General features: G+C 63.9%; 17 protein-coding genes and 1 tRNA gene. 8 read left to right on the top strand and 10 right to left on the bottom strand.

The window, feature by feature from the left end:
* Positions 1-2: 2 nt before the first annotated feature.
* The 4 genes from GWK63_RS14105 to GWK63_RS14090 all read right to left on the bottom strand — a co-directional run bounded on the left by GWK63_RS14105 (position 3) and on the right by GWK63_RS14090 (position 3,457).
* A complete protein-coding gene (locus GWK63_RS14105; RefSeq protein ID WP_007397395.1) occupies positions 3-1,472 on the bottom strand; it encodes a sodium:solute symporter family protein in 1,470 nt (489 codons plus the stop codon).
* A complete protein-coding gene (locus GWK63_RS14100) occupies positions 1,469-1,720 on the bottom strand; it encodes a DUF3311 domain-containing protein (protein ID WP_050800562.1) in 252 nt (83 codons plus the stop codon). The genes GWK63_RS14105 and GWK63_RS14100 overlap by 4 nt, the downstream gene beginning before the upstream one ends.
* Before the next feature lie 215 nt (positions 1,721-1,935).
* Positions 1,936-2,553 (bottom strand): hypothetical protein, encoded by a 618-nt coding sequence (locus tag GWK63_RS14095; RefSeq protein WP_039998604.1) that lies wholly within the window; start codon positions 2,551-2,553, stop codon positions 1,936-1,938.
* Positions 2,554-2,653: 100 nt separating this feature from the next.
* Entirely contained in the window at positions 2,654-3,457 is an 804-nt protein-coding gene (locus GWK63_RS14090; protein ID WP_039998569.1) for a hypothetical protein, read from the bottom strand.
* A gap of 566 nt (positions 3,458-4,023) precedes the next feature.
* Between GWK63_RS14090 and GWK63_RS14085 the strand changes: the two genes are divergently transcribed.
* A complete protein-coding gene (locus tag GWK63_RS14085; RefSeq protein WP_166498161.1) occupies positions 4,024-4,188 on the top strand; it encodes a hypothetical protein in 165 nt (54 codons plus the stop codon).
* Positions 4,189-4,497: 309 nt separating this feature from the next.
* Entirely contained in the window at positions 4,498-5,064 is a 567-nt protein-coding gene (locus GWK63_RS14080) for a hypothetical protein (protein ID WP_223846554.1), read from the top strand.
* A 120-nt stretch (positions 5,065-5,184) separates the two neighbouring features.
* Here GWK63_RS14080 and GWK63_RS14075 read toward each other — a convergent pair whose 3' ends face one another.
* The 4 genes from GWK63_RS14075 to GWK63_RS14060 all read right to left on the bottom strand — a co-directional run bounded on the left by GWK63_RS14075 (position 5,185) and on the right by GWK63_RS14060 (position 9,509).
* Positions 5,185-5,436: a hypothetical protein gene (locus tag GWK63_RS14075; protein WP_034930030.1), complete on the bottom strand. Its 252-nt coding sequence runs from the start codon at positions 5,434-5,436 to the stop codon at positions 5,185-5,187.
* 107 nt (positions 5,437-5,543) lie between these two features.
* Complete coding sequence (gene cls, locus GWK63_RS14070; protein WP_034930061.1) at positions 5,544-6,989, bottom strand: cardiolipin synthase; 1,446 nt, start codon at positions 6,987-6,989, stop codon at positions 5,544-5,546.
* Positions 6,990-7,080: 91 nt separating this feature from the next.
* Complete coding sequence (locus tag GWK63_RS14065; protein WP_050800565.1) at positions 7,081-8,808, bottom strand: SulP family inorganic anion transporter; 1,728 nt, start codon at positions 8,806-8,808, stop codon at positions 7,081-7,083.
* A gap of 152 nt (positions 8,809-8,960) precedes the next feature.
* Complete coding sequence (locus GWK63_RS14060) at positions 8,961-9,509, bottom strand: hypothetical protein (protein ID WP_039998606.1); 549 nt, start codon at positions 9,507-9,509, stop codon at positions 8,961-8,963.
* A 162-nt stretch (positions 9,510-9,671) separates the two neighbouring features.
* Between GWK63_RS14060 and GWK63_RS14055 the strand changes: the two genes are divergently transcribed.
* Both GWK63_RS14055 and GWK63_RS14050 read left to right on the top strand, forming a co-directional pair.
* A complete protein-coding gene (locus GWK63_RS14055) occupies positions 9,672-9,824 on the top strand; it encodes a hypothetical protein (protein ID WP_157771990.1) in 153 nt (50 codons plus the stop codon).
* Between the two features lie 466 nt (positions 9,825-10,290).
* Positions 10,291-11,301 carry a hypothetical protein gene (locus GWK63_RS14050; RefSeq protein WP_146750225.1) on the top strand — a complete coding sequence of 337 codons (1,011 nt, stop codon included), beginning with the start codon at positions 10,291-10,293 and terminating at the stop codon, positions 11,299-11,301.
* Positions 11,302-11,435: 134 nt separating this feature from the next.
* Here the strand turns inward: GWK63_RS14050 and GWK63_RS14045 are convergent.
* Positions 11,436-11,512: transfer RNA gene (locus GWK63_RS14045), tRNA-Arg, on the bottom strand.
* Between the two features lie 57 nt (positions 11,513-11,569).
* Complete coding sequence (locus tag GWK63_RS14040) at positions 11,570-12,667, bottom strand: alpha/beta fold hydrolase (protein ID WP_007397415.1); 1,098 nt, start codon at positions 12,665-12,667, stop codon at positions 11,570-11,572.
* Positions 12,668-12,729: 62 nt separating this feature from the next.
* On the opposite strand from GWK63_RS14040, the gene GWK63_RS14035 reads away from it, so the two are divergent.
* Genes GWK63_RS14035 through GWK63_RS14020 form a run of 4 tightly spaced genes read left to right on the top strand, consistent with a single transcriptional unit; the run spans position 12,730 to position 18,054 of the window.
* A complete protein-coding gene (locus GWK63_RS14035) occupies positions 12,730-12,945 on the top strand; it encodes a zinc-finger domain-containing protein (protein WP_007397416.1) in 216 nt (71 codons plus the stop codon).
* 14 nt (positions 12,946-12,959) lie between these two features.
* Positions 12,960-15,734, top strand: a complete 2,775-nt coding sequence (gene polA, locus GWK63_RS14030) for a DNA polymerase I (RefSeq protein ID WP_034930040.1) — start codon at positions 12,960-12,962, stop codon at positions 15,732-15,734.
* On the top strand, positions 15,734-16,363 hold the full coding sequence (locus tag GWK63_RS14025; protein WP_039998570.1) for an SCO family protein: 630 nt from the start codon (positions 15,734-15,736) through the stop codon (positions 16,361-16,363). The genes polA and GWK63_RS14025 overlap by 1 nt, the downstream gene beginning before the upstream one ends.
* A gap of 14 nt (positions 16,364-16,377) precedes the next feature.
* Entirely contained in the window at positions 16,378-18,054 is a 1,677-nt protein-coding gene (locus tag GWK63_RS14020) for an ABC transporter substrate-binding protein (RefSeq protein WP_007397419.1), read from the top strand.
* The last annotated feature ends 14 nt before the right edge of the window (positions 18,055-18,068 follow it).

The raw sequence follows: 18,068 nt of genomic DNA, 5'->3' as shown, positions 1-18,068 counted from the left end.
GCCTATTGTCCGGAGGACCGGAGGGCAGGCCGCCGCAGGAGGGAAAGCTGGCTGACAGCCAGCATGATCAGCACATTCAGCCCAAGCGCCAGGCAGCCGGTATTGATGTCGCGCGCCCATGCGGGCAGGGCAGGAAACAGCGTGGCCATGCTGGAATGGGTGATGACCGTCGCCATGACCACCCCCACCCCCGCGCATATGCCCCCTGCGGCCCCCGCCGTCGTGGCAATCCGTCTGGGGGACAGGGAGGCGAGCAGGGCTGGAAAAAGCTGGGTGACAAAACTGTATCCCATGATCAGCAGGTTCACGATGCTGATGGACCCGTCCAGCGTGAACCAGACGGCAACAAGCGTTATGACCGGCACCATGGCACGGGCGATCCATCCCACGCGTGCCGGGTCATTGCGGGCGCAGAGTACGCCAAATATGTTGTTGGCCACCAGTGTTGCCGTGGCGATCAGCATCATGGAGCCGGGCACGATGGCGGCAAGCAGCCCCGCAGCGCCAATCAGGCCCACGAACCATGATGGAAAGGTCTGGATCGACAGCCGCAGCAACGCCATGTCGATCTGGCCGCCCGTCAGGCCCGGTACCTGATCGATGGCGGCAAATCCCACCATCATGGCCAGGATCATCACCAGTGTATAAAGCGGCATCAGCGCCGCATTGACACGGAAACTGCGCGCCGCATGCGCGGACAGGGCGGAGCCGAATGTATGGGGCCACATGTAAAGACCCAGCCCGGATACAAGGATGGTCGAACAGAACCATGCAGGGCTGTAGCCCGTAGGGGACAGGACCAGCATTTCCGGCCGTTCGCGTGCAAGCCGCGCGAACATGGGGCCGATGCCACCATAATAATGCCATGGCATGTACAGGCCCAGAAATGCCACGACCGCCAGCACCATCATATCCTTGACGGTTGCCGTCCAGGCGGACCCATGCATGCCCGATACAACAACATAGACGCACATCACACCGGCCCCGATCCAGACCGAAAGCGCGGGGGACAGCAAACCGTATGACGTGGCCTGCACAATGATGCCCAGTCCCTTGAACTGCAGCACAAGATAGGGAACCATCGAGACCAGCCCCACGGCTGCCACCAGCAGTGCCAGCGGCGTACTGTCGTAGCGGACGCGGAAGAAATCGGCCTGCGTCAGCAGACCGTGCGCACGCCCGATCCGCCATATGGGCGGCAGCAGCCAGTACGACAGCATGAAGCCCAGGGCGGTATAGGCCACCATGTACAGGGCGGCGACGCCATGCGCATAGGCGTAACCGCCACCCCCCAGGAAAGTAAAGGTTGTAAAGACTTCTCCCGCCATCAGTACAAACATGAAAACGGGACCAAAACTGCGGCCTCCCACGCTCCACTGTTCAATATCCATGCGGATGCCACGGCGTGCCAGCAGCCCCAGCACCAGTGCCCCGGCAATGGTGGCGATGATGATGAACAGCGCGGCGTTCACGGCGCATCGTCCCCAGCGGGGCTGTGACTGGCGGGATCAAGCAGGAAGACAAGTCCGGTCACGACCGAACACAGGCAGACGGAAAATACGATCCAGAACATGAAGAAGGGCAGGCCCAGTACAACCGGCTGATAACGGTTGGCCACCAGACTGCCCGCCAGGGTCATCAGCAGGGGGACGGGTGCCAGGAACAGGCGCGCCATACGGTTCAGGGAATGTGCCGTGCTGCTGTCATGTTCTGGGGTCATGCGTACCACTGCCGGATTCCGGCCCTGAGAAGGGAATGCTATTGATTTATTCCGTTATCGTTACGAATAAAAACATGTATGTAAAGGAATTAGTCCCCGCTAATCGGGTGGCAGGGGGATGCGCGCATTGCATATCGTTCGTATGCTGACGTTACTGTGGCATGATAGGCCGATCCATCCAATTGAAATCCGCCCGCATTTTTCCTGCCAGCCCCTTATCGGGCGCGTCCCCCCACGAATGGCCTGACCGGCACGGCGTGCGCACAGTCACCGGCCTGCCACGACCGGATCAGCCGGGTGATGATCCGTCGCAGGGCCTCGCGGGTCCGGGTCAGCCGTCTGGCCTCGTCCTGACGGATGGCATCGTTCTGGCCCAGCAGCGCGGTTCCGTACCCCATCTGCCGCGCCATCTCGACATCGGGCAGCGAGGACAGGGACGCATAGGAAACCGGCAGGCTGACCTGCTGGCTGCTGGTATGGCTGGCGGTTGCGCCCAGGCTGAAGGTGGGTACGGCGGCAGGGGCATCAAGCGTAAACTGTCCCCCCGTGGTCATATTGCCAGACAGTTGCAGCGTAACCGTTCCGCTGATCGTCCCGACCACAGGATCGGCCAGCTGCTGGCTGCACTGGACGGCGCGTACGGCGCGGGCAAAAGACATGGCCTGTCCCGCTGTCCAGTTCTCGGCATGGGAGACGGATACCGCGCCGGCTTGCGCCAGCGTGGACTGGATGGCCGCCATGGCGGCCGGGATTGTGGTCTGTACGCGTCCGGCATGCGTGCAGGCGCTCAGGCATGCGATGCATGCCAGCAGGGGGAAGCTTGCGTATTTCATGCTCTGCCTGTCAGGATGCATTCACGGTCCGGCCGGCATGAAGCCGCCGGGCGCAATAATGCACCATATGGTTACTTAAGGGGGCGGGCCGTGCGGCGGTTCAGTCCGGTCCGGCCAGATAAGCGGTGTTGGCGGCGGTCAGGGCTTCCCAGTCCTGCCCTGCGGGGGTCAGGGCCCCCGGGGGTAGCAACTGCCGCCATGCAAGCCCATGGGCTTCCATCAGGCGGCTGCGCAGCCAGCGCCATGTTGCTTTCTGCCTGGTGCCCCATGTCAGCAGGGTTACCAGATCGGTATCATCCGTGCCGGTATAGTCCCACAGCAGCAGGCAGTGCCCCCCCGCGCTGCCGGGTGTGGGGTCACCCCGCCATGCGGGGGTATGGGTATCCCATACGGGGGCAAGGGCATTGGTGGTGTCCGTCCACATATCCGCCATGGCAAGCCGTACGCCAAGATAGGCGGCGGACAGGCCGGCAGTGATGTTGCGGATGCCGTTCAGGTCGTCCGCCTCCGCACTGCCCCATAATGGAAACAGGGTCTGGTCCGCCAGGGCGTAGCCGCTGCGCAGGGCGGTGGTCAGTACATCTACCTCGATCCCGCCATGATCGGTGGCGGGGTTGCCGGGCACGTAGCCTGTCGAACGGGCATAGAACCCCAGTGCATCGGTAGCCGTAACCGCGACCTGGTAGCCACCCAGCGCCGCTGTGGCGCGGATATGGTTGCCAATACCGGCGGCCGTACAGTCGCCTGCCATGTCATTGCCCAGCATGCGCGGGGCGGGATCGATCTGGCTGCGTACCAGTCGGGTGGGGGCACGGCGGTCCATGAAGGCCCGCATGGTTGATGAAAGACGTGGCTGGCCGGTCCGGGTACGGGCCGGGCGGCAGCCAAGTTTACGCAGGGTCATGGTTCCTGATATCCGCGATGGGGCGAAGCCGGGAGCCGTAGGACGGCGGGACTCATGCAGCCGGGCCGGACGGTGCGGGTGCGGCATCCGTGGATGAGGCCAGGTCGTGCGCAGGCTCCCGCAGCCATGGGTTCATGAACGGTTTTGCCTGCACGCAGGACCGGCCTGCCGGGCCGGTTTGACTGCATTCAGGCGTTAACAGGGGCAGGATACCGGCCCCCCATGCAGGCGGCAAAGGAAACGGGACCGTCGGGGCCATGATCCAGCCCATGTGGCGGCGCGCGGGCCGGGGCAGGCGGGACGGCGCTATCCCACATGGTCCGGGAACGCCATGACGGGATGGCGCGCGCGGGGGGGAAGGCCACGGGGCATGAATTTTATTTCACACGGTCCATATCAATACCATGTGTCTTCAGGTGCGGCCTGTGCTAGATTGCCAGGCGCAGGAAGCAGTACCCCCATCATGCAAGGCTGTTGACAGCATATCGTGTTTTTTTTAAGGCAGCCTCCCCGGTCCGTGTTCCGGGTCCAGGAATTTTTCATGCCATCCATTGAAAGCGCAGGTCATGGCGTTTGAGAGCATCGTTCTGTCAGATACGGTCCATCAGCACGATGACCGCCCCGTAAGGTCCGGCACGCCCCCGCTGCGCAGTCCGGTCAGGGGCATCGTGTTCGGGCTTGCGCTCAGTGCGCCATTCTGGGCGCTTGTGGCCTTCCTGATCTTTCGCTAGGGCGTCACGGCTGTTCCCACGCCCGGTGCGTAACCGGCATATCCATGTTTATGCAACGTTTTTCCCACCAAGGCGTTTCCGGCAAGGCATGGAAACGCCAGTCATGGGATTGGTGCCGCATGGTTACCGTTTGTAAAAAGCGGACAGATGGCATGCCGGATCGTGTAGCATGGGTCACGCTCCATCCTTCCGGTGGGAATGGGGCAGACCCCAGCGTGGAGTAACAGGACAGACATGGCCATTGATCGATTCAGTTCCGAACATATTTCTGCATCAAGGGTATGGAAACCCTGTCGGGGGACTGGATGGATGATGGCGGTACTGGCGCCGCTTATGGGGCTGTCGGGCTGTGGTTATACGGATTCGCGTGCAGCCCACCGTGCCCAGATGACCATGATCGGCATTGACAGCCAGGACGTGCAGACATGTGTCGGCATTCCTGACAAGATCAAGAAAATAAGCGATAATGTTCAGATATTCGAGTATTCGCGCACGCTCAATATCCCGTCCACCAACGATTCCGCCCTCTTTCCGCTCCAGTCGCTGGTGAACCTGACGGAAACCGCCCTGGGGGGCGCGGGCAAGACCTGCATTACCGATATCCGCTTTGAAAATGACAGGGTGACGGATGTTCATTACAGCGGCGATGATGATGAAATCATCGGGACGGATGGCGTGTGTTCCATCGTCACGCGCGGCTGCGTGCGTCAGCCACTGGCGTCCATGAAACATGTCAGGAAAGGCCCCTTCGGCCCTGTCTCCGGCTTCTATTCGCCTAAAGCCACCCCGCGCCCGGCAACGGAACCCGTCCTGACCCCGACGGCGCCTGTCGTCCCTGCCGTCACCACAACCCCTGCCACGCCTGCGGCGAAGTAGGCAGTGCATCACAGGCCGGAGGGCACAGGTCCGTCTCCCGCCTGCGTTTGTGTGGTGGACTGGCGGCCCCTTCGCTCCCGTCGCCTGACGGGGCAACGGGACCGGAGGGGCAGGGATGCCTTATTCGGCTGACTTGCGCCCGAATATATAGCTTCCGATCGAGAAGGCAGCCAGGATGGCAAACCCGAATACCTTGCAGTAGGTCGGAATCTTCTTTTCATGCAGGCGGACTTCACCCTTCAGCCCAGCCAGATGTTCAGCAATCTGCTTGTGCAGGTCCGCCTTGTGGCTATGCAGGGATTTTTCCACGCTCCTGGCAATTTCCTGAATGTCTTCAGGACTGAGTTTGCGAAGGTTCTCGGCTGCGCTCATGATCCGGTTTCATCCTGTACGGTTGTGGTGCCCGCCCGCTCTGCCGGCCGGGCTTTGTTTCTTTAAGGTCGGTACAGGCCGGACCGTTTTCAAGGGATGGGATGCCCCTATAATACCGGCCCCACCATCGCCAGCACGTTGTTCCACAATACCCGGTAGGCGGGCCAGCGCAGGACATCCTCCAGCGTGACCGGGCGGGCGGCCTTGATATAGTCCTGCTGGCGGGTATGGATGGTGGCGGTGAAGGCTTCGTCCACAAGCAGGATGTTGTTTTCGAAATTCAGGTCGAAACTGCGCCTGTCCAGATTGGCCGAGCCGATCATGGTCATGTGCCCGTCCACCGTCAGCGCCTTGGTATGCAGCAGGCCGTGCGGGTATTCGTACAGGGTAACCCCGGCCTCCAGCAGTTCACGGTAGTAGCTGCGGCTGGCTCCCGCCACGATCCATGAATCATTGCGCAGGGGCACGGTCAGTGTCGTTTTCACGCCCCGCCGCGCGGCGGCGCACAGGGCGGCCTGTATGGGTTCGTCCGGCACGTAATAGGGGGTGGTGATGGTCAGTTCCCGCGCTGCCGCGTTCATGAGGGATACGAATACCTCCGGCATGGCCGCATAGCGCACGGCGGCACTTGTGCCGATGACCTGGGCCACGAATCCGGCGCCCTTTGGCATGGGGGCGTTGGTCAGCAGGGTGGTCAGGTCCTCATCGGTATGGGCGGTCCAGTCGGTGGCGAAAAGATGCTGGTTCTGCAGTACGACCGGGCCTTCGAAGCGGGCGACCAGGTCAACCCACGGCGCGAAGCGGGCCTTGACGCGGAAGGCGGCATCGGCACAGTTCTGGCTGCCACAATAGGTGACGCGGCTGTCAATCACCACGATCTTGCGGTGATTGCGCATGTCGAACCGCCCGCGAAAGGGACGTTGCAGCGGGTTGCCAATGGGCAGCGCGCGTACCAGCCGGACGCCCGCGGCCGCCATGTCGGCCCAGTGATGGCTGTGGACCAGCCGGCGTGAACCCAGGTCATCGGCCATGACGCGGCAGGTGACACCGCGTGCCGCCGCGCGTTTCAGCGCCGCGATGACCTTCATGCCATTATTGTCGGCCAGCCAGATATAGAAACTGATATGCACATGCGCCCGTGCCGTATCGATGTCGGCCACCATTGCGTCAATGGCGGCATCGGAATCCGCCATCAGGCTGGCGCGGTTGCTGCCCATGGGCGGATAGCCACTGATGGACTGCCCCACCCGGAACAGCGGGGCAAGGCGCGGGTGCAGGCCAAAGTCCCGTTCGGCATCGATCAGGGCATCGCCGGTCTTGCCGGGAATGGGCAGCTGCCGGATCGCACGGCGTATGCGCACCATGATATGGCGGTCGAGATGGGTTTCGCCCAGCAGCAGGTAGGCCAGCATGCCCACGATGGGCAGCGAGCCGATAATGGCCACCCACGCCACGCGGGAAGCAGGCTGCCGGTGCGGCCGCAGCAGGACCCGTATGATGAACATGACCTGAAGACCGATGATGGCGGTTGCATCCACCCAACCCCATTGCATAGCCCGCTCCCGCATCCCGATTGCCTGGAAAGCGGGCAGCGTATCGCCTTGGGACGGGGGCGACAACCGCTGCCGCCCCAGAACTGCCCGCTTACGGTGCGGGCCTGCCGGGGGCCACATGGGCGGGGGCCGACGTCATGACCGCATGCGCCGCCGCGATGGCGGTGTGAAGCTGGGCATGGATGTTATGCGTCCCCACCACGGGGGTAATGCGGTGGCGGTCCATGTCGGCGCGCAGATAGGGGCTGACGCGCCCGAAAATGACATGCGTGCCGTCCTGCCGCAGCGTGGTGAACAGGTCGCGCAGGTCACTGGCGGCGGAAAAATCGATATCGGTAATGGCGCTGGCGTCAATCACCAGGCAGGCCACCGGCGTGGGGGCGTGATCCACCAGCAGCCGTACATCGCGCCCGAAACGTGCGGAGTTGGCATAGAACAGGTCCGCGCAGAAACGGTAAACCAGCAGCCCCGGTGCCGTTTCCTGTCCGGCCTGCACATCAAAGGGTTCCAGCAGGCCCGAAAGCGGGTCATGGCGCAGGATCATCGTATGGGGTTCGTAACTGTGGCGCACATGCCGGAACAGGGAGAGCGCAATGGCCAGGAAAATGCCCTGTTCCACCCCGATGCCCACCACGGCGGCGGCGGTTATCAGCGCCAGGCCGTATTCACCGGGGCTTTCACGCCATATGGCGCGCAGTGCCCGCAGGTCGATCATGCCCAGCGCCACGGTAAAGACGATGGAGGCCAGCACGCAGCGTGGCAGGTACTGTAGGGGCCCGGTCAGGAACAGCAGTACCAGCATCGTCACCCCGGCAAAGGTTACCTGCGCCAGCTGGCTGCGCGCGCCCGCGCGCACCGCCATGGCGGTCTGGGTCGGGCTGCCATTGACGGTAAAGGTGCCACTCAGCCCCGCCACAGCATTGGCGGCACACAGGCCCAGTATGTCGGCATTGTCATTGATGGGGTCATGGAAGCGCAGGGCAAAGGCGCGGGAGGTGGCCGCGCTCTGCGCGATGATGACGAACACGCACGATGTGGCGACCGGCAGCAGCGCCAGCATGTCGTTCCACGCCACATAGGGCACGCGCAGGTGCGGCAGGCCGCTTTCGATCGGGCCGATGGTTGCAATCCCGTGGCGTGACAGGCCCAGCGCGGCGCTGGCCACGATGGCGCCCACCACCATCGCAAGCGGCAGCGGTGCACGCGGTGCCAGCCGTTCACCCGCCATGACCGCCCCCACCACGATTACGGAAAGGAATAGGGTGGGCAGGCTGGCCTGTGGCAGATGGGCCAGGATCTGCGCCAGCTGCACCAGGGTATTATGCGCGCTGGCCGATACCCCCAGCATGTCACGCAGCATGGCCAGCGCCACCTGTACCCCCACACCCGCCAGAAAGCCGACCAGTACCGTGCGGGAGAGGAAATCCGCCAGGAACCCGAGGCGGAACAGGCGTGCCACCAGCAGGAAGGCGGCGCTGAGCAGGGCAACCATGCTGACCAGCGCCATGTAGTAGGCGCTGCCCGGTGTGGCCATCTTTTCCAGCGCGCTGGAAAAGATGGCGGCGGTGGCGGAATCCGCCGCCACCACCAGATGCCGCGATGCCCCGAACCCTGCAAACGCCAGCAGCGGCAGCAGCACGGTATACAGTCCCGTTACGGTGGGCATGGCGGCGATGCGGGTATAACCCAGCACCTGCGGAATGTTCATGGAAGCCAGCGAGAGGCCCGCCACGACATCACGCAGCCGTGCGCGCATTCCCCCCGGCAGGGTCTGTCCGACCCGTGTGCCCGATCCCGTGCCGTCCGCTTTTGTCTGCATCGCGCCTGCCGCCACCCTTTCTGTTTCCTGCCGTCGGGCCATCGGGCATCTGGCCCGCAACGCCGGACATATCCGCAAACGCGCGGGCCATGGCAAGGGTGCGCACAGGATGCCGGCCATGCCCGGTCGCCGCGTACCCGTTCAGTCGGGTGTTACTGAAGGTGTGCGCTCTCGCCATCCATATTGTTCAGCAGGGCCTGCGTCAGCCCCTGATGCTTGCGGATCAGCCTGACATTGTCGGGATTGAGGGCGGGAATGTCCTTCCCCCGTGCCCCGGTGTCGTCCAGTCTTTCGGCCGTCATCTGGAACGCGGTGATGCCCATCACAAAGTCCCGTGCCGACAGGCCATACTGCTGCAGCAGTGGCTGGAGCTGCGGCATGGCTTCCGTGCGTCGTATCGTGGTGGCCAGCGTCATGTTTCTGGTCTGGGTGGGGGGAATGATATTGGCCATCCTGATCTGCCGGGTCAGGGGCAGCATGCGGGCAAAGAAATCCCTGGGGAGTCTGTACTGCGCCACGGCACGTATGTCCTGCTGGACCGCTTCATGCACCGCGCGTTCAAGTTCGGCTTTCTGTTCCGCCGTGGGACCGTGCCGGGGGGCCTGCTGGTCAGCCTGCTGGGCGGTGGCAGGATGCAGGGCACCAAGGGCGAGAACGCAGGCCATTGCCCCGATCAGGGCATGCAGGCGGGTAGGCGGCATGGCAGGTGATTCCATCTGTCCTGTCTGGTCAGTCACAGCCATGGCGTAGTGCTGATGGCTTTCGTGACGATAGTGCGGGATGGGCCAGCTCAGTCAATATGGAAGGTACCGGTCCGCCGCGTGTTCAGGCCCGGGGTGCATCTCCGCCACAGGGTGATGAGGATGACCGCGAGCGGGCATGAAGTACGGACCTTCTCGGGGCCGATTCCTGTCTCCGCCAGTACCGGACTGACCCAGGTCAGTTTCTACCCGTGTAATGCCTCGATCGACCGGCTGCGTGGCGCGGCCTGCGATCCGGGGGCGGTACCGTGCTGAGGGGATGCGCGTCGCTGTGGGGCGGGCCCATGGCGGGTGGGGCCACGATGCGGGCAATGGCAGTGCAGCGCGCATTGCGGCTGGGAGCGCCCTGTTTACGGGATAGGCCGGGCATGGGCCGGCAGGTGGTATCTGCCGGATATTCGGCGCGGGAAAGCGGCGTAATGGTAGAAAATCATGGAAATTTCCGGAAGGAACCTTGTTTTATAAAGAGAGATGGCATGGTAAGGCGGCCGGGAACAGGTTTTATTTTCCAGAAAATTTTTCATGATGACCGGGTTTTTCTGGTAAATGGCGTCCAGAAGGCGCCAGAATGTCCTGTTTGGTAATTCTGTCCCAGGGGATAGGCCCACTATACTGTGGAATATATCACGTTCACGTGATATGTGGGCGACATGTTGCCAGCCAGCCAGCCTGCTTCCTCCTTGTACCATTCCGTCATGCAGGGGATGCGTTGACCCCCGGCGTGATCCTTCGCTACCTGTCGCAACGACCGTTCCTGGTGTGCCTGATGGCGGTGGGGACGTATGTGGCGGTCGTGACCACGGGGCGCTGTCTGGGGCCTTTTGTCATTGCCCACAGGGACATGGCCCATCAAAGCGGCCCGGATATCGTGGCGGATGAATCGTGTTTCGACGGGCAGCGCGTACCGGGGGCCGAGCGCGCGGCGCTGGATGCCGTCGTGTTCCTTTATGTTGAAGGCCCCGATGGCAGGGGCGACAGGAGTGGTACGGGGACCATCATCCGCAACAGCCGCACGGCCGGGGGACATAACCGCATCCTGACGGTGCGGCATGTAGTACAGCATGCGCTGGAGACACACGGCAGGATCCGTGTCATCGACCGGTATGGCAAATACCTGGGGGAGGCCAGACAGGCCCCGGCCACCATCCTGTCCGGAAGCCGCCTTGCGCAGGAGGTGGATTCCGCCGTCGCCGGCATGAACGGGGATGGTGCGGTCCTGCTTGATATGGTGGATGTCAGGAACTGGTATGATTCGATCAGGGGGTTGGAGATCGTGCCGGTGTACCGGGGCATCCTGACGGGGTGGTTTTCCGACCCCTCAGCCCTGATGCCGGGGGTATCGGGGGCGGCACTCCTCAATGACCGTAACCAGGTCATCGCGGTTGTGCAGGCGGCCGCGGGTGGCGGCCAGTACCCGCCTACGTTTCGCACGCAGCTGACGGTCCATAACATCCTGCGCTTCCTGAAACCCCATCAAGGGGAAGAGGAAACCGTACAGTCGGTCTCCTTCTATCATGGCGCCAATGGCTATTTCATGCCGTTATCCGGCCCCGGCGTGCTGGAGACCCTGCATCTGCAACCCGTCATGGCCGTGTCGGAAGGGGGGGAGAATGTCCATGTCTTCGGATACCCGATGGACACGTGCATCGCCTATCACGGGCGGGTCTATCCCAAGGATTCCATGCCCCTGATGGGGATACCCAACAGGCTGCGCGTCCTGCTGGGTTTCTGACCGTGGCGCCGGCCCCGCCTGGGCACGGCCGCTGAACGCCACCCAAGCCCATGGATGTCCGAAAACCGGCAGTCATGCCTGATCATGGACTGCTGTCCCCCAAGGGGTATTTGAGGATGCTGTGTGGAGATTGATGGCGGACTCGAAAGGATTCGAACCTTCGACCTTCGCCTTCGGAGGGCGACGCTCTATCCAGCTGAGCTACGAGTCCACTTCCGCCTGCATACATCGGGACCGGGCTGAACGCCACCCCTCAAATCAGGAAAAATCATTGCGGCGCGATCCAGTCCATCCATCCCGGTGCAATGGGCAGCGGGGCGCCGCGCCCTTTCTGGTCCGCCATCCAGGCCGCCGCCGTCGCATCCCCGCCCGAAGGCAGAAAGCTGTCCGGCCGCTCGATCCATGCCACGATATCCGCTGTGATCCGTTCCCCCTCCCGGCTGCGCAGGAGCAGATGGTAGCCACCCGGGCTGTAGTCATGCCGCGTTGTGGCGGGCAGCCGCCGCCAGGCCCGTGCCATGGCGGCGGGGGGAATGATCTGGTCATGGCCGCCATACACAACGAGTACCCGGCCACGTACCCGCGCGCAGGCCGAGGCCGCCTGATGCATGAGGTCGGTCAGCCCCGCAAGCGCCGTAGTGCGGGTATCCCGCAGGGTCAGCGGGTCGTAATACAGGCGTGCCAGCGCCAGCCTGTCATCGGCGGCGGTGACATGCACGGGCAGTTCACGCCCGCTCAGCCGCCAGTCCGGTGCCATGGCGGCCATCAGGTGCGTGGTGATGCGCGTGCCCCCGTCCAGATCCCATAAAGCCGGGGCCAGCAGGATATACCCCGCCACCGGCGGTCCGTCAGGACGGGCCGCCATAAGGGCAGCCAGCGCGCCACCCATGCTTTCGCCCATTACATAAAGCGGCACGCCGGGATGTTCACGCCCGATGGTGGCAAGAAGGCTGGTGGCCGTACGCAGCAGGCTGTCGGTGCCTGCCCAGCCACCGCGCTGCGCGGTCTGGCCAAAACCGGGCAGGTCGGGGGCAACCAGGGTCAGCCCCGCCGCATTCAGCGCCGGGGCCGGGCGTTCCCACGCATCCCGGCTGTCATTGAAGCCATGCAGGGCCAAGATGACAGCCTGCTCACGCCCGTGCGCATTCCAGATCCGCAGCGGCACACGGCCCACGCCCGTAAGGTCCACCACCCGGTCAGCCGGGACCAGACGGGCCAGTTCAGGGTGCCGCGCCGGGGGGACGGGGGCGGGGGATTCCCGCGTGGCGCATGCCGCCAGCATGAGAAAAAGCGCTGGATAAAGCAGGCGTGACAGGCGAATGTTTGAAAGCACGGCAATCCTGCGTATCATCATGACCCAGCGCATGATCCCTTACCGGCGGGATCAATGCAAATCCAAGCCGGATAACAGCCCGAGGCCCGTATACCATGCAAGCCCTGTCCCCCGATCCCGTTCCACACCCGCGCCTGGGTACGATTGAAACCATCGTTGTCGATTCGCGCACCCTATCCTGCGATGGCGGTCTGGGTGCCCTGGGGCATCCGCGCGTTTTCCTGCGCATTGGCCACCACCAGACATTCTGTCCCTACTGCTCGCGGCTGTTCGTGCTGAACCCCGATGCACCGGCGGGCAGCGAGCACTGATCGCATACTGAGACATGTCCAGCGACAAGCAGGTTCACCTGATCCTGGTGGATGGTTCGGGCTTCATTTTCCGCGCCTTTCACGCCCTGCCCCCCATGACCAGCCCCGACGGCACGCCCGTCAACGCGGTCTATGGCTTTTCCAACATGCTTTCGCGCCTGCTGCGCGAGCATGCGGGCACCCATCTGGCGGTCATATTCGATGCCGGGCGGCATACGTTCCGCAATGACCTGTATAGTGAATACAAGGCCCACCGCCCCGAACCGCCAGAGGAACTGCGCCCGCAGTTCAGCCTTGTGCGCGACGCGACCGCAGCCTTTGGCGTGCCCGCGCTGGAGGAAGCGGGATGGGAAGCCGATGACCTGATCGCGGCCTATGCCCGCAAGGTGACTGACGCGGGCGGGCAGTGCACCATCTATTCGTCGGACAAGGATCTCATGCAGCTCATCCGCCCCGGCGTGATGATGATGGACCCGATCAAGAACCGGCCGATCGGGGAAAAGGAAGTCGAGGCCAAGTTTGGCGTGACCCCGGACAGGGTGGCGCAGGTGCAGGCCCTGATTGGCGACCCGGTGGACAACGTGCCCGGCGTGCCCGGCATCGGACCCAAGACCGCATCGGCGCTGATGGCGGAATACGGGTCGCTGGATGGCATACTGGCCGGGGCCGAGGGCATGAAGGCGTCCAGGCGGCGTGACAACCTGCTGGCCCATGCCGACATGGCGCGCCTGTCGCTGGAACTGGTGACATTGCGTGAGGACGCACCGTGCCCTGAACCCCTGTCCGCCCTCGTCTGCTGCGATGTGGACATGGAGCGGCTGGGCGCATGGCTGGCGGAGATGGGGTTCTCCTCTCTGCTGCAGCGCATGGGGCTGAAGGCGAAGCCGCGCCCGCGCATATCCGCCCATGCGCACCCCGCCGCCGTGGCGGAGCCGGAAGGCGCACTGCCGCCAGTCCCGTCCGAGGGGTATGGCCCGTACGAGACGGTAACCGACCCTGAAATCCTGCGCCAGTGGGTGGAGCAGGCCCGCACCAGCGGCGTCTGCGCGGTGGATACGGAAACCGACGGGCTGGACCCGCTGACCGCCCCGCTGGTCGGCATCTCGCTCGCCCCGCAATGCGGGCGGGCGTGCTATATCCCGCTGGGCCATCAGGTTGACCTGATGGACAGCCTTGGCACGCCCCAGATGCCGGTCGGGACGGCGCTGGAAATTCTCGAACCCCTGTTTGCCGACCCGTCGGTGCTCAAGGTGTTCCAGAATGCCAAATTCGACCTGCTGGTGCTGACACAGGCAGGCAGCGTCCAGCCCGCGCCGATTGATGACACGATGCTGATTTCCTATGCCCAGTCGGCGGGACAGCACGGGCAGGGGATGGATGAACTCTCGCGCCTGACCCTGGACCACAGCCCCATTCCGTATGATGAAGTCACGGGTACGGGCCGCAACCGGGTAGTGTTCTCGCAGGTCGATATCGCGCGTGCCACGCCGTATGCCGCGGAAGACGCCGATGTGACCCTGCGCCTGTGGCAGGTGCTCAGGCCCCGGCTGCGCACCAGTCGCGCGCTGGCGCTGTATGAGGAAATGGAACGCCCGCTGATCCCGATCCTGGCGGATATGGAGCGTGCGGGCATTGCGGTGGATGCGGATGACCTGCGCGCCATGTCCATCGAGTTCGCGCAGCGCATGGGTGTGATCGAGGCCGAGATCCACAAGCTGGCGGGGCGTGAGTTCAATGTCGGTTCCCCCAAGCAGCTGGGTGAGATCCTGTTTGATGAAATGGGCCTGCCCGGTGGCAAGCGCACCAAGGCGGGGGCGTGGGGCACGGACTCATCGGTGTTGCAGGATCTGGCGGATCAGGGGCATGACCTGCCTGCGCGCATCCTGGCCTGGCGGCAGCTCGCCAAGCTGAAAAGCACCTATGCCGACGCGCTGCTCAACCAGATCAATCCGGCAACGGGGCGGGTACATACCTCCTTCCAGATGGCGGTGACGACAACGGGGCGGCTGTCATCGAATGATCCGAACCTGCAGAACATCCCCATCCGCACGGAAGAAGGCGGGCGCATCCGCCGGGCCTTTGTCGCGGCACCGGGGCATCTCCTCGTCTCGGCCGACTATTCCCAGATCGAGCTGCGGCTGCTGGCCGATGTGGCGAACATCCCCGCATTGCGTGAAGCCTTTGCGCTGGGGCAGGACATCCATGCCCGCACGGCGTCCGAAGTGTTCGGCATACCGCTCGAAGGCATGGACCCGCTGACGCGCAGGCGCGCCAAGGCCATCAATTTCGGCATCATCTACGGTATCAGCGCCTTTGGCCTGGGCCGTCAGCTTGGCATCCCGCCAGGGGAGGCGCGGGGCTATATCGATGCCTATTTCGCCCGCTATCCCGGTATCCGCGATTACATGGAACGGGTAAAGGCCGAAGCCCGGGCGAAGGGATACGTGACCACGCCCTTCGGCCGCCGCTGCTGGGTGCCCGGCATTGCCGACAAAAGCGCCGTGCGCCGCAACTATGCCGAGCGTCAGGCCATCAACGCCCCGCTGCAGGGCGGGGCGGCGGACATCATAAAACGCGCCATGGTGCGAATTCCTGCAGCCCTTTCGGATGCGGGGCTTGACGGACGCATGCTCCTTCAGGTCCATGACGAACTTGTGTTCGAGGTGCGCAAGGATGATGCCGATCGTCTGGCAGCCCTCGTCAGGCAGGTCATGGAATCCGCAGCCACCCTTTCGGTGCCGCTGGTCGTGGAAACCGGGACCGGAACGAACTGGGCGGATGCACACTGATGATGCGAAATGAACGGGACCGGTTTTTCCTGCTGGTCGGGCTGGCCATTGTGGTGGTTTCTTCAATCTTTGGCTATGTGGGTTACCGCTGGTCGGACAGCGCGCCCGTGCCGCTGACCAGCTATGGCAACCCGGTGGGCGGGTCGTTCCGTCTGGTCAACGGGGCGGATGGGTCGGTGCTGGATACCGATTTCCGGGGCCGGTGGATGCTGGTCTATTTCGGTTCCACCCACTGCCCTGATACGGTCTGTGGCGCCACGGTCAAGGCCATGGCGGAAGGGGTGGAAGCACTGGGCCACGACCGCGCGCGGCTGGCGGTGCCCATTTTCATTACCCTTGACCCCATGCGCGATACGTCTGACGTGCTGCGTACCTATGCGCTGCGCTATGGCTCGCATGTCACGGTCATGACCGCATCGCCCAAGATGATCGAGGCGGTGGCAAAGGAATACCACGCCCCCTATGTCCGCCATGAGGGGGAGAATGGCGACTACACCATGGAACCCGCCACCCAGATCGTGATCATGTCCCCCACCGGACGGTATGAAGGCAGCCTGCCCGCCACCGCCACGGCGGCCGAGATCACCGCGCGGATGACCGAACTCATGAACGCGCAGGGCGGGCACTGAAAAAGGGGCCGCGCATGAAGCCCGCGTGGCGGCATGCGGGCCTGGTCCTTGCGGGCGGGCTTGCGCTGCTTGGCCTGCCCGCGCGGGCGGATACGCAGGCCAGCTCCCACCGGGGCGGCACGCTACGGCTGACCGCAGCCAGTTCCGCCGGAACGCTGGACCCGCAGATCAACTACACCAGCCAGTACATGCAGCTGGAAAGCGTCGTCTATGACGGGCTGCTGACCTATCCCAAGCTGGAGGGACCGGCAGGCAGTCAGGTCGTGCCCGATCTGGCGCAGGCCATGCCCGAGCGGCTGGACGGGGGGCGGACATGGGTTTTCACGCTGCGGGAGGGTATCCGCTTTTCCAATGGCGCGCCGGTTACGGTAGCGGATGTGGCGGCTTCGCTGCGGCGGATCTTCATGGTGGGTTCGCCTACGGCCGGGTCATTTTACGGCGGCATCATCGGCGCGGATGCCTGCCTGCGCGCGCCAGCGGCCTGTACGCTGCAGGGCGGGGTGGAAACGGATGCAGCCACCCGGCGCATTACCATCCGCCTGAACGCACCGGATTCCGAATTCCCGTACAAGATCGCTTTCGGCCACGCGGTCATCCTGCCCGCCAGTACTCCCGCCCATGATCTGGGCAATGATATCGCACCCGGCACCGGGCCGTACCGCATCGTCTCATCCAGTCCCGACCGGGGCATGCGGCTGGAGCGCAATCCCTATTTTCATGAATGGAGCGAGACGGCACAGCCCGATGGCTATGTGGACGGCATCGACTATGATTTCGGCCTGTCGGAGGAAGACGCGCTGACTGCGGTGGAGCGCGGGCAGTATGACTGGATGGCCGGTCTCAAGCCACTGGACCGGCTGGGTGAGATCGGCGGACAGTACACCGCGCAGGTACACGTCTATCCGCTTTACGGCCTTCTGTTCCTGCCAATGAATGTGAACATCCCGCCCTTCAGCAGCATCAAGGCCAGGCAGGCGGTCAATTACGCGCTGGACCGCCGCGCCATGACCATCCTGTATGGCGGGTCGGGCATCGCCGCCCCGCTGTGCCGCATGGTGCCGCCGGGCCTGCTGCCCGGTGATGGCGCCTGTGCGTGGACACAGGGGGCCGATCCCGATCATCCGGCCCCTGTCTGGGCCCACCCCGATCTGGCCCGCGCGCGCCAGCTTGTGCATGAAAGCGGGACGGAGGGGCAGGACGTAACCCTGATTGTCGAGGCCACGGCCATGGACACCAGCATGGGCACCTATCTGCGCGACATGCTGCAGGCCATTGGCTACCATGCGCGACTGCATCCGCTCTCACCCGCCATGGAACTGTCCTATGCGCAGAACACGGCCAACCACGTCCAGATCAGCCTGATGGGGTGGTATGCGGATTATGCCTCCCCCTCCAATTTCCTAGATACCGTGTTCGGTTGCGAGAACTTCCATCCCGGTTCCGACAGTTCGATCAACATATCGGGCCTGTGCGACCCGGTGGTCCAGGCGCTGGTGGCACGCATCCGGCAGGCGCCCGACGCGCAGGCGGCGCAGGTACTGTGGCAGCAGGTGGACGGTCGCATCACCCGTCTTGCCCCCGCCGCCCCCATGATCAGCATAAGCTATGTGGATCTGGTCTCGCCCCGGCTGGGTCATTATTTCTCCACCAGCCTGTACCACATGGCGTTTTCACGCGTGTGGGTTCGTTAGGGGGCCGGTACGGT

This window comes from Komagataeibacter rhaeticus (assembly GCF_011611525.1).
GTDB lineage: Bacteria > Pseudomonadota > Alphaproteobacteria > Acetobacterales > Acetobacteraceae > Komagataeibacter > Komagataeibacter rhaeticus.
This window is presented reverse-complemented; position numbering and strand designations above follow the sequence as displayed.

Coding starts and splice junctions, on each gene's coding strand:
- GWK63_RS14100 (WP_050800562.1), bottom strand. CDS start 1,720: ATGACCCCAGAACATGACAGCAGCACGGCACATTCCCTGAACCGTATG.
- GWK63_RS14095 (WP_039998604.1), bottom strand. CDS start 2,553: ATGAAATACGCAAGCTTCCCCCTGCTGGCATGCATCGCATGCCTGAGC.
- GWK63_RS14090 (WP_039998569.1), bottom strand. CDS start 3,457: ATGACCCTGCGTAAACTTGGCTGCCGCCCGGCCCGTACCCGGACCGGC.
- GWK63_RS14085 (WP_166498161.1), top strand. CDS start 4,024: ATGGCGTTTGAGAGCATCGTTCTGTCAGATACGGTCCATCAGCACGAT.
- GWK63_RS14080 (WP_223846554.1), top strand. CDS start 4,498: ATGATGGCGGTACTGGCGCCGCTTATGGGGCTGTCGGGCTGTGGTTAT.
- GWK63_RS14075 (WP_034930030.1), bottom strand. CDS start 5,436: ATGAGCGCAGCCGAGAACCTTCGCAAACTCAGTCCTGAAGACATTCAG.
- cls (WP_034930061.1), bottom strand. CDS start 6,989: ATGCAATGGGGTTGGGTGGATGCAACCGCCATCATCGGTCTTCAGGTC.
- GWK63_RS14065 (WP_050800565.1), bottom strand. CDS start 8,808: ATGCAGACAAAAGCGGACGGCACGGGATCGGGCACACGGGTCGGACAG.
- GWK63_RS14060 (WP_039998606.1), bottom strand. CDS start 9,509: ATGCCGCCTACCCGCCTGCATGCCCTGATCGGGGCAATGGCCTGCGTT.
- GWK63_RS14055 (WP_157771990.1), top strand. CDS start 9,672: ATGACCGCGAGCGGGCATGAAGTACGGACCTTCTCGGGGCCGATTCCT.
- GWK63_RS14040 (WP_007397415.1), bottom strand. CDS start 12,667: ATGCGCTGGGTCATGATGATACGCAGGATTGCCGTGCTTTCAAACATT.
- GWK63_RS14035 (WP_007397416.1), top strand. CDS start 12,730: ATGCAAGCCCTGTCCCCCGATCCCGTTCCACACCCGCGCCTGGGTACG.
- polA (WP_034930040.1), top strand. CDS start 12,960: ATGTCCAGCGACAAGCAGGTTCACCTGATCCTGGTGGATGGTTCGGGC.
- GWK63_RS14025 (WP_039998570.1), top strand. CDS start 15,734: ATGATGCGAAATGAACGGGACCGGTTTTTCCTGCTGGTCGGGCTGGCC.
- GWK63_RS14020 (WP_007397419.1), top strand. CDS start 16,378: ATGAAGCCCGCGTGGCGGCATGCGGGCCTGGTCCTTGCGGGCGGGCTT.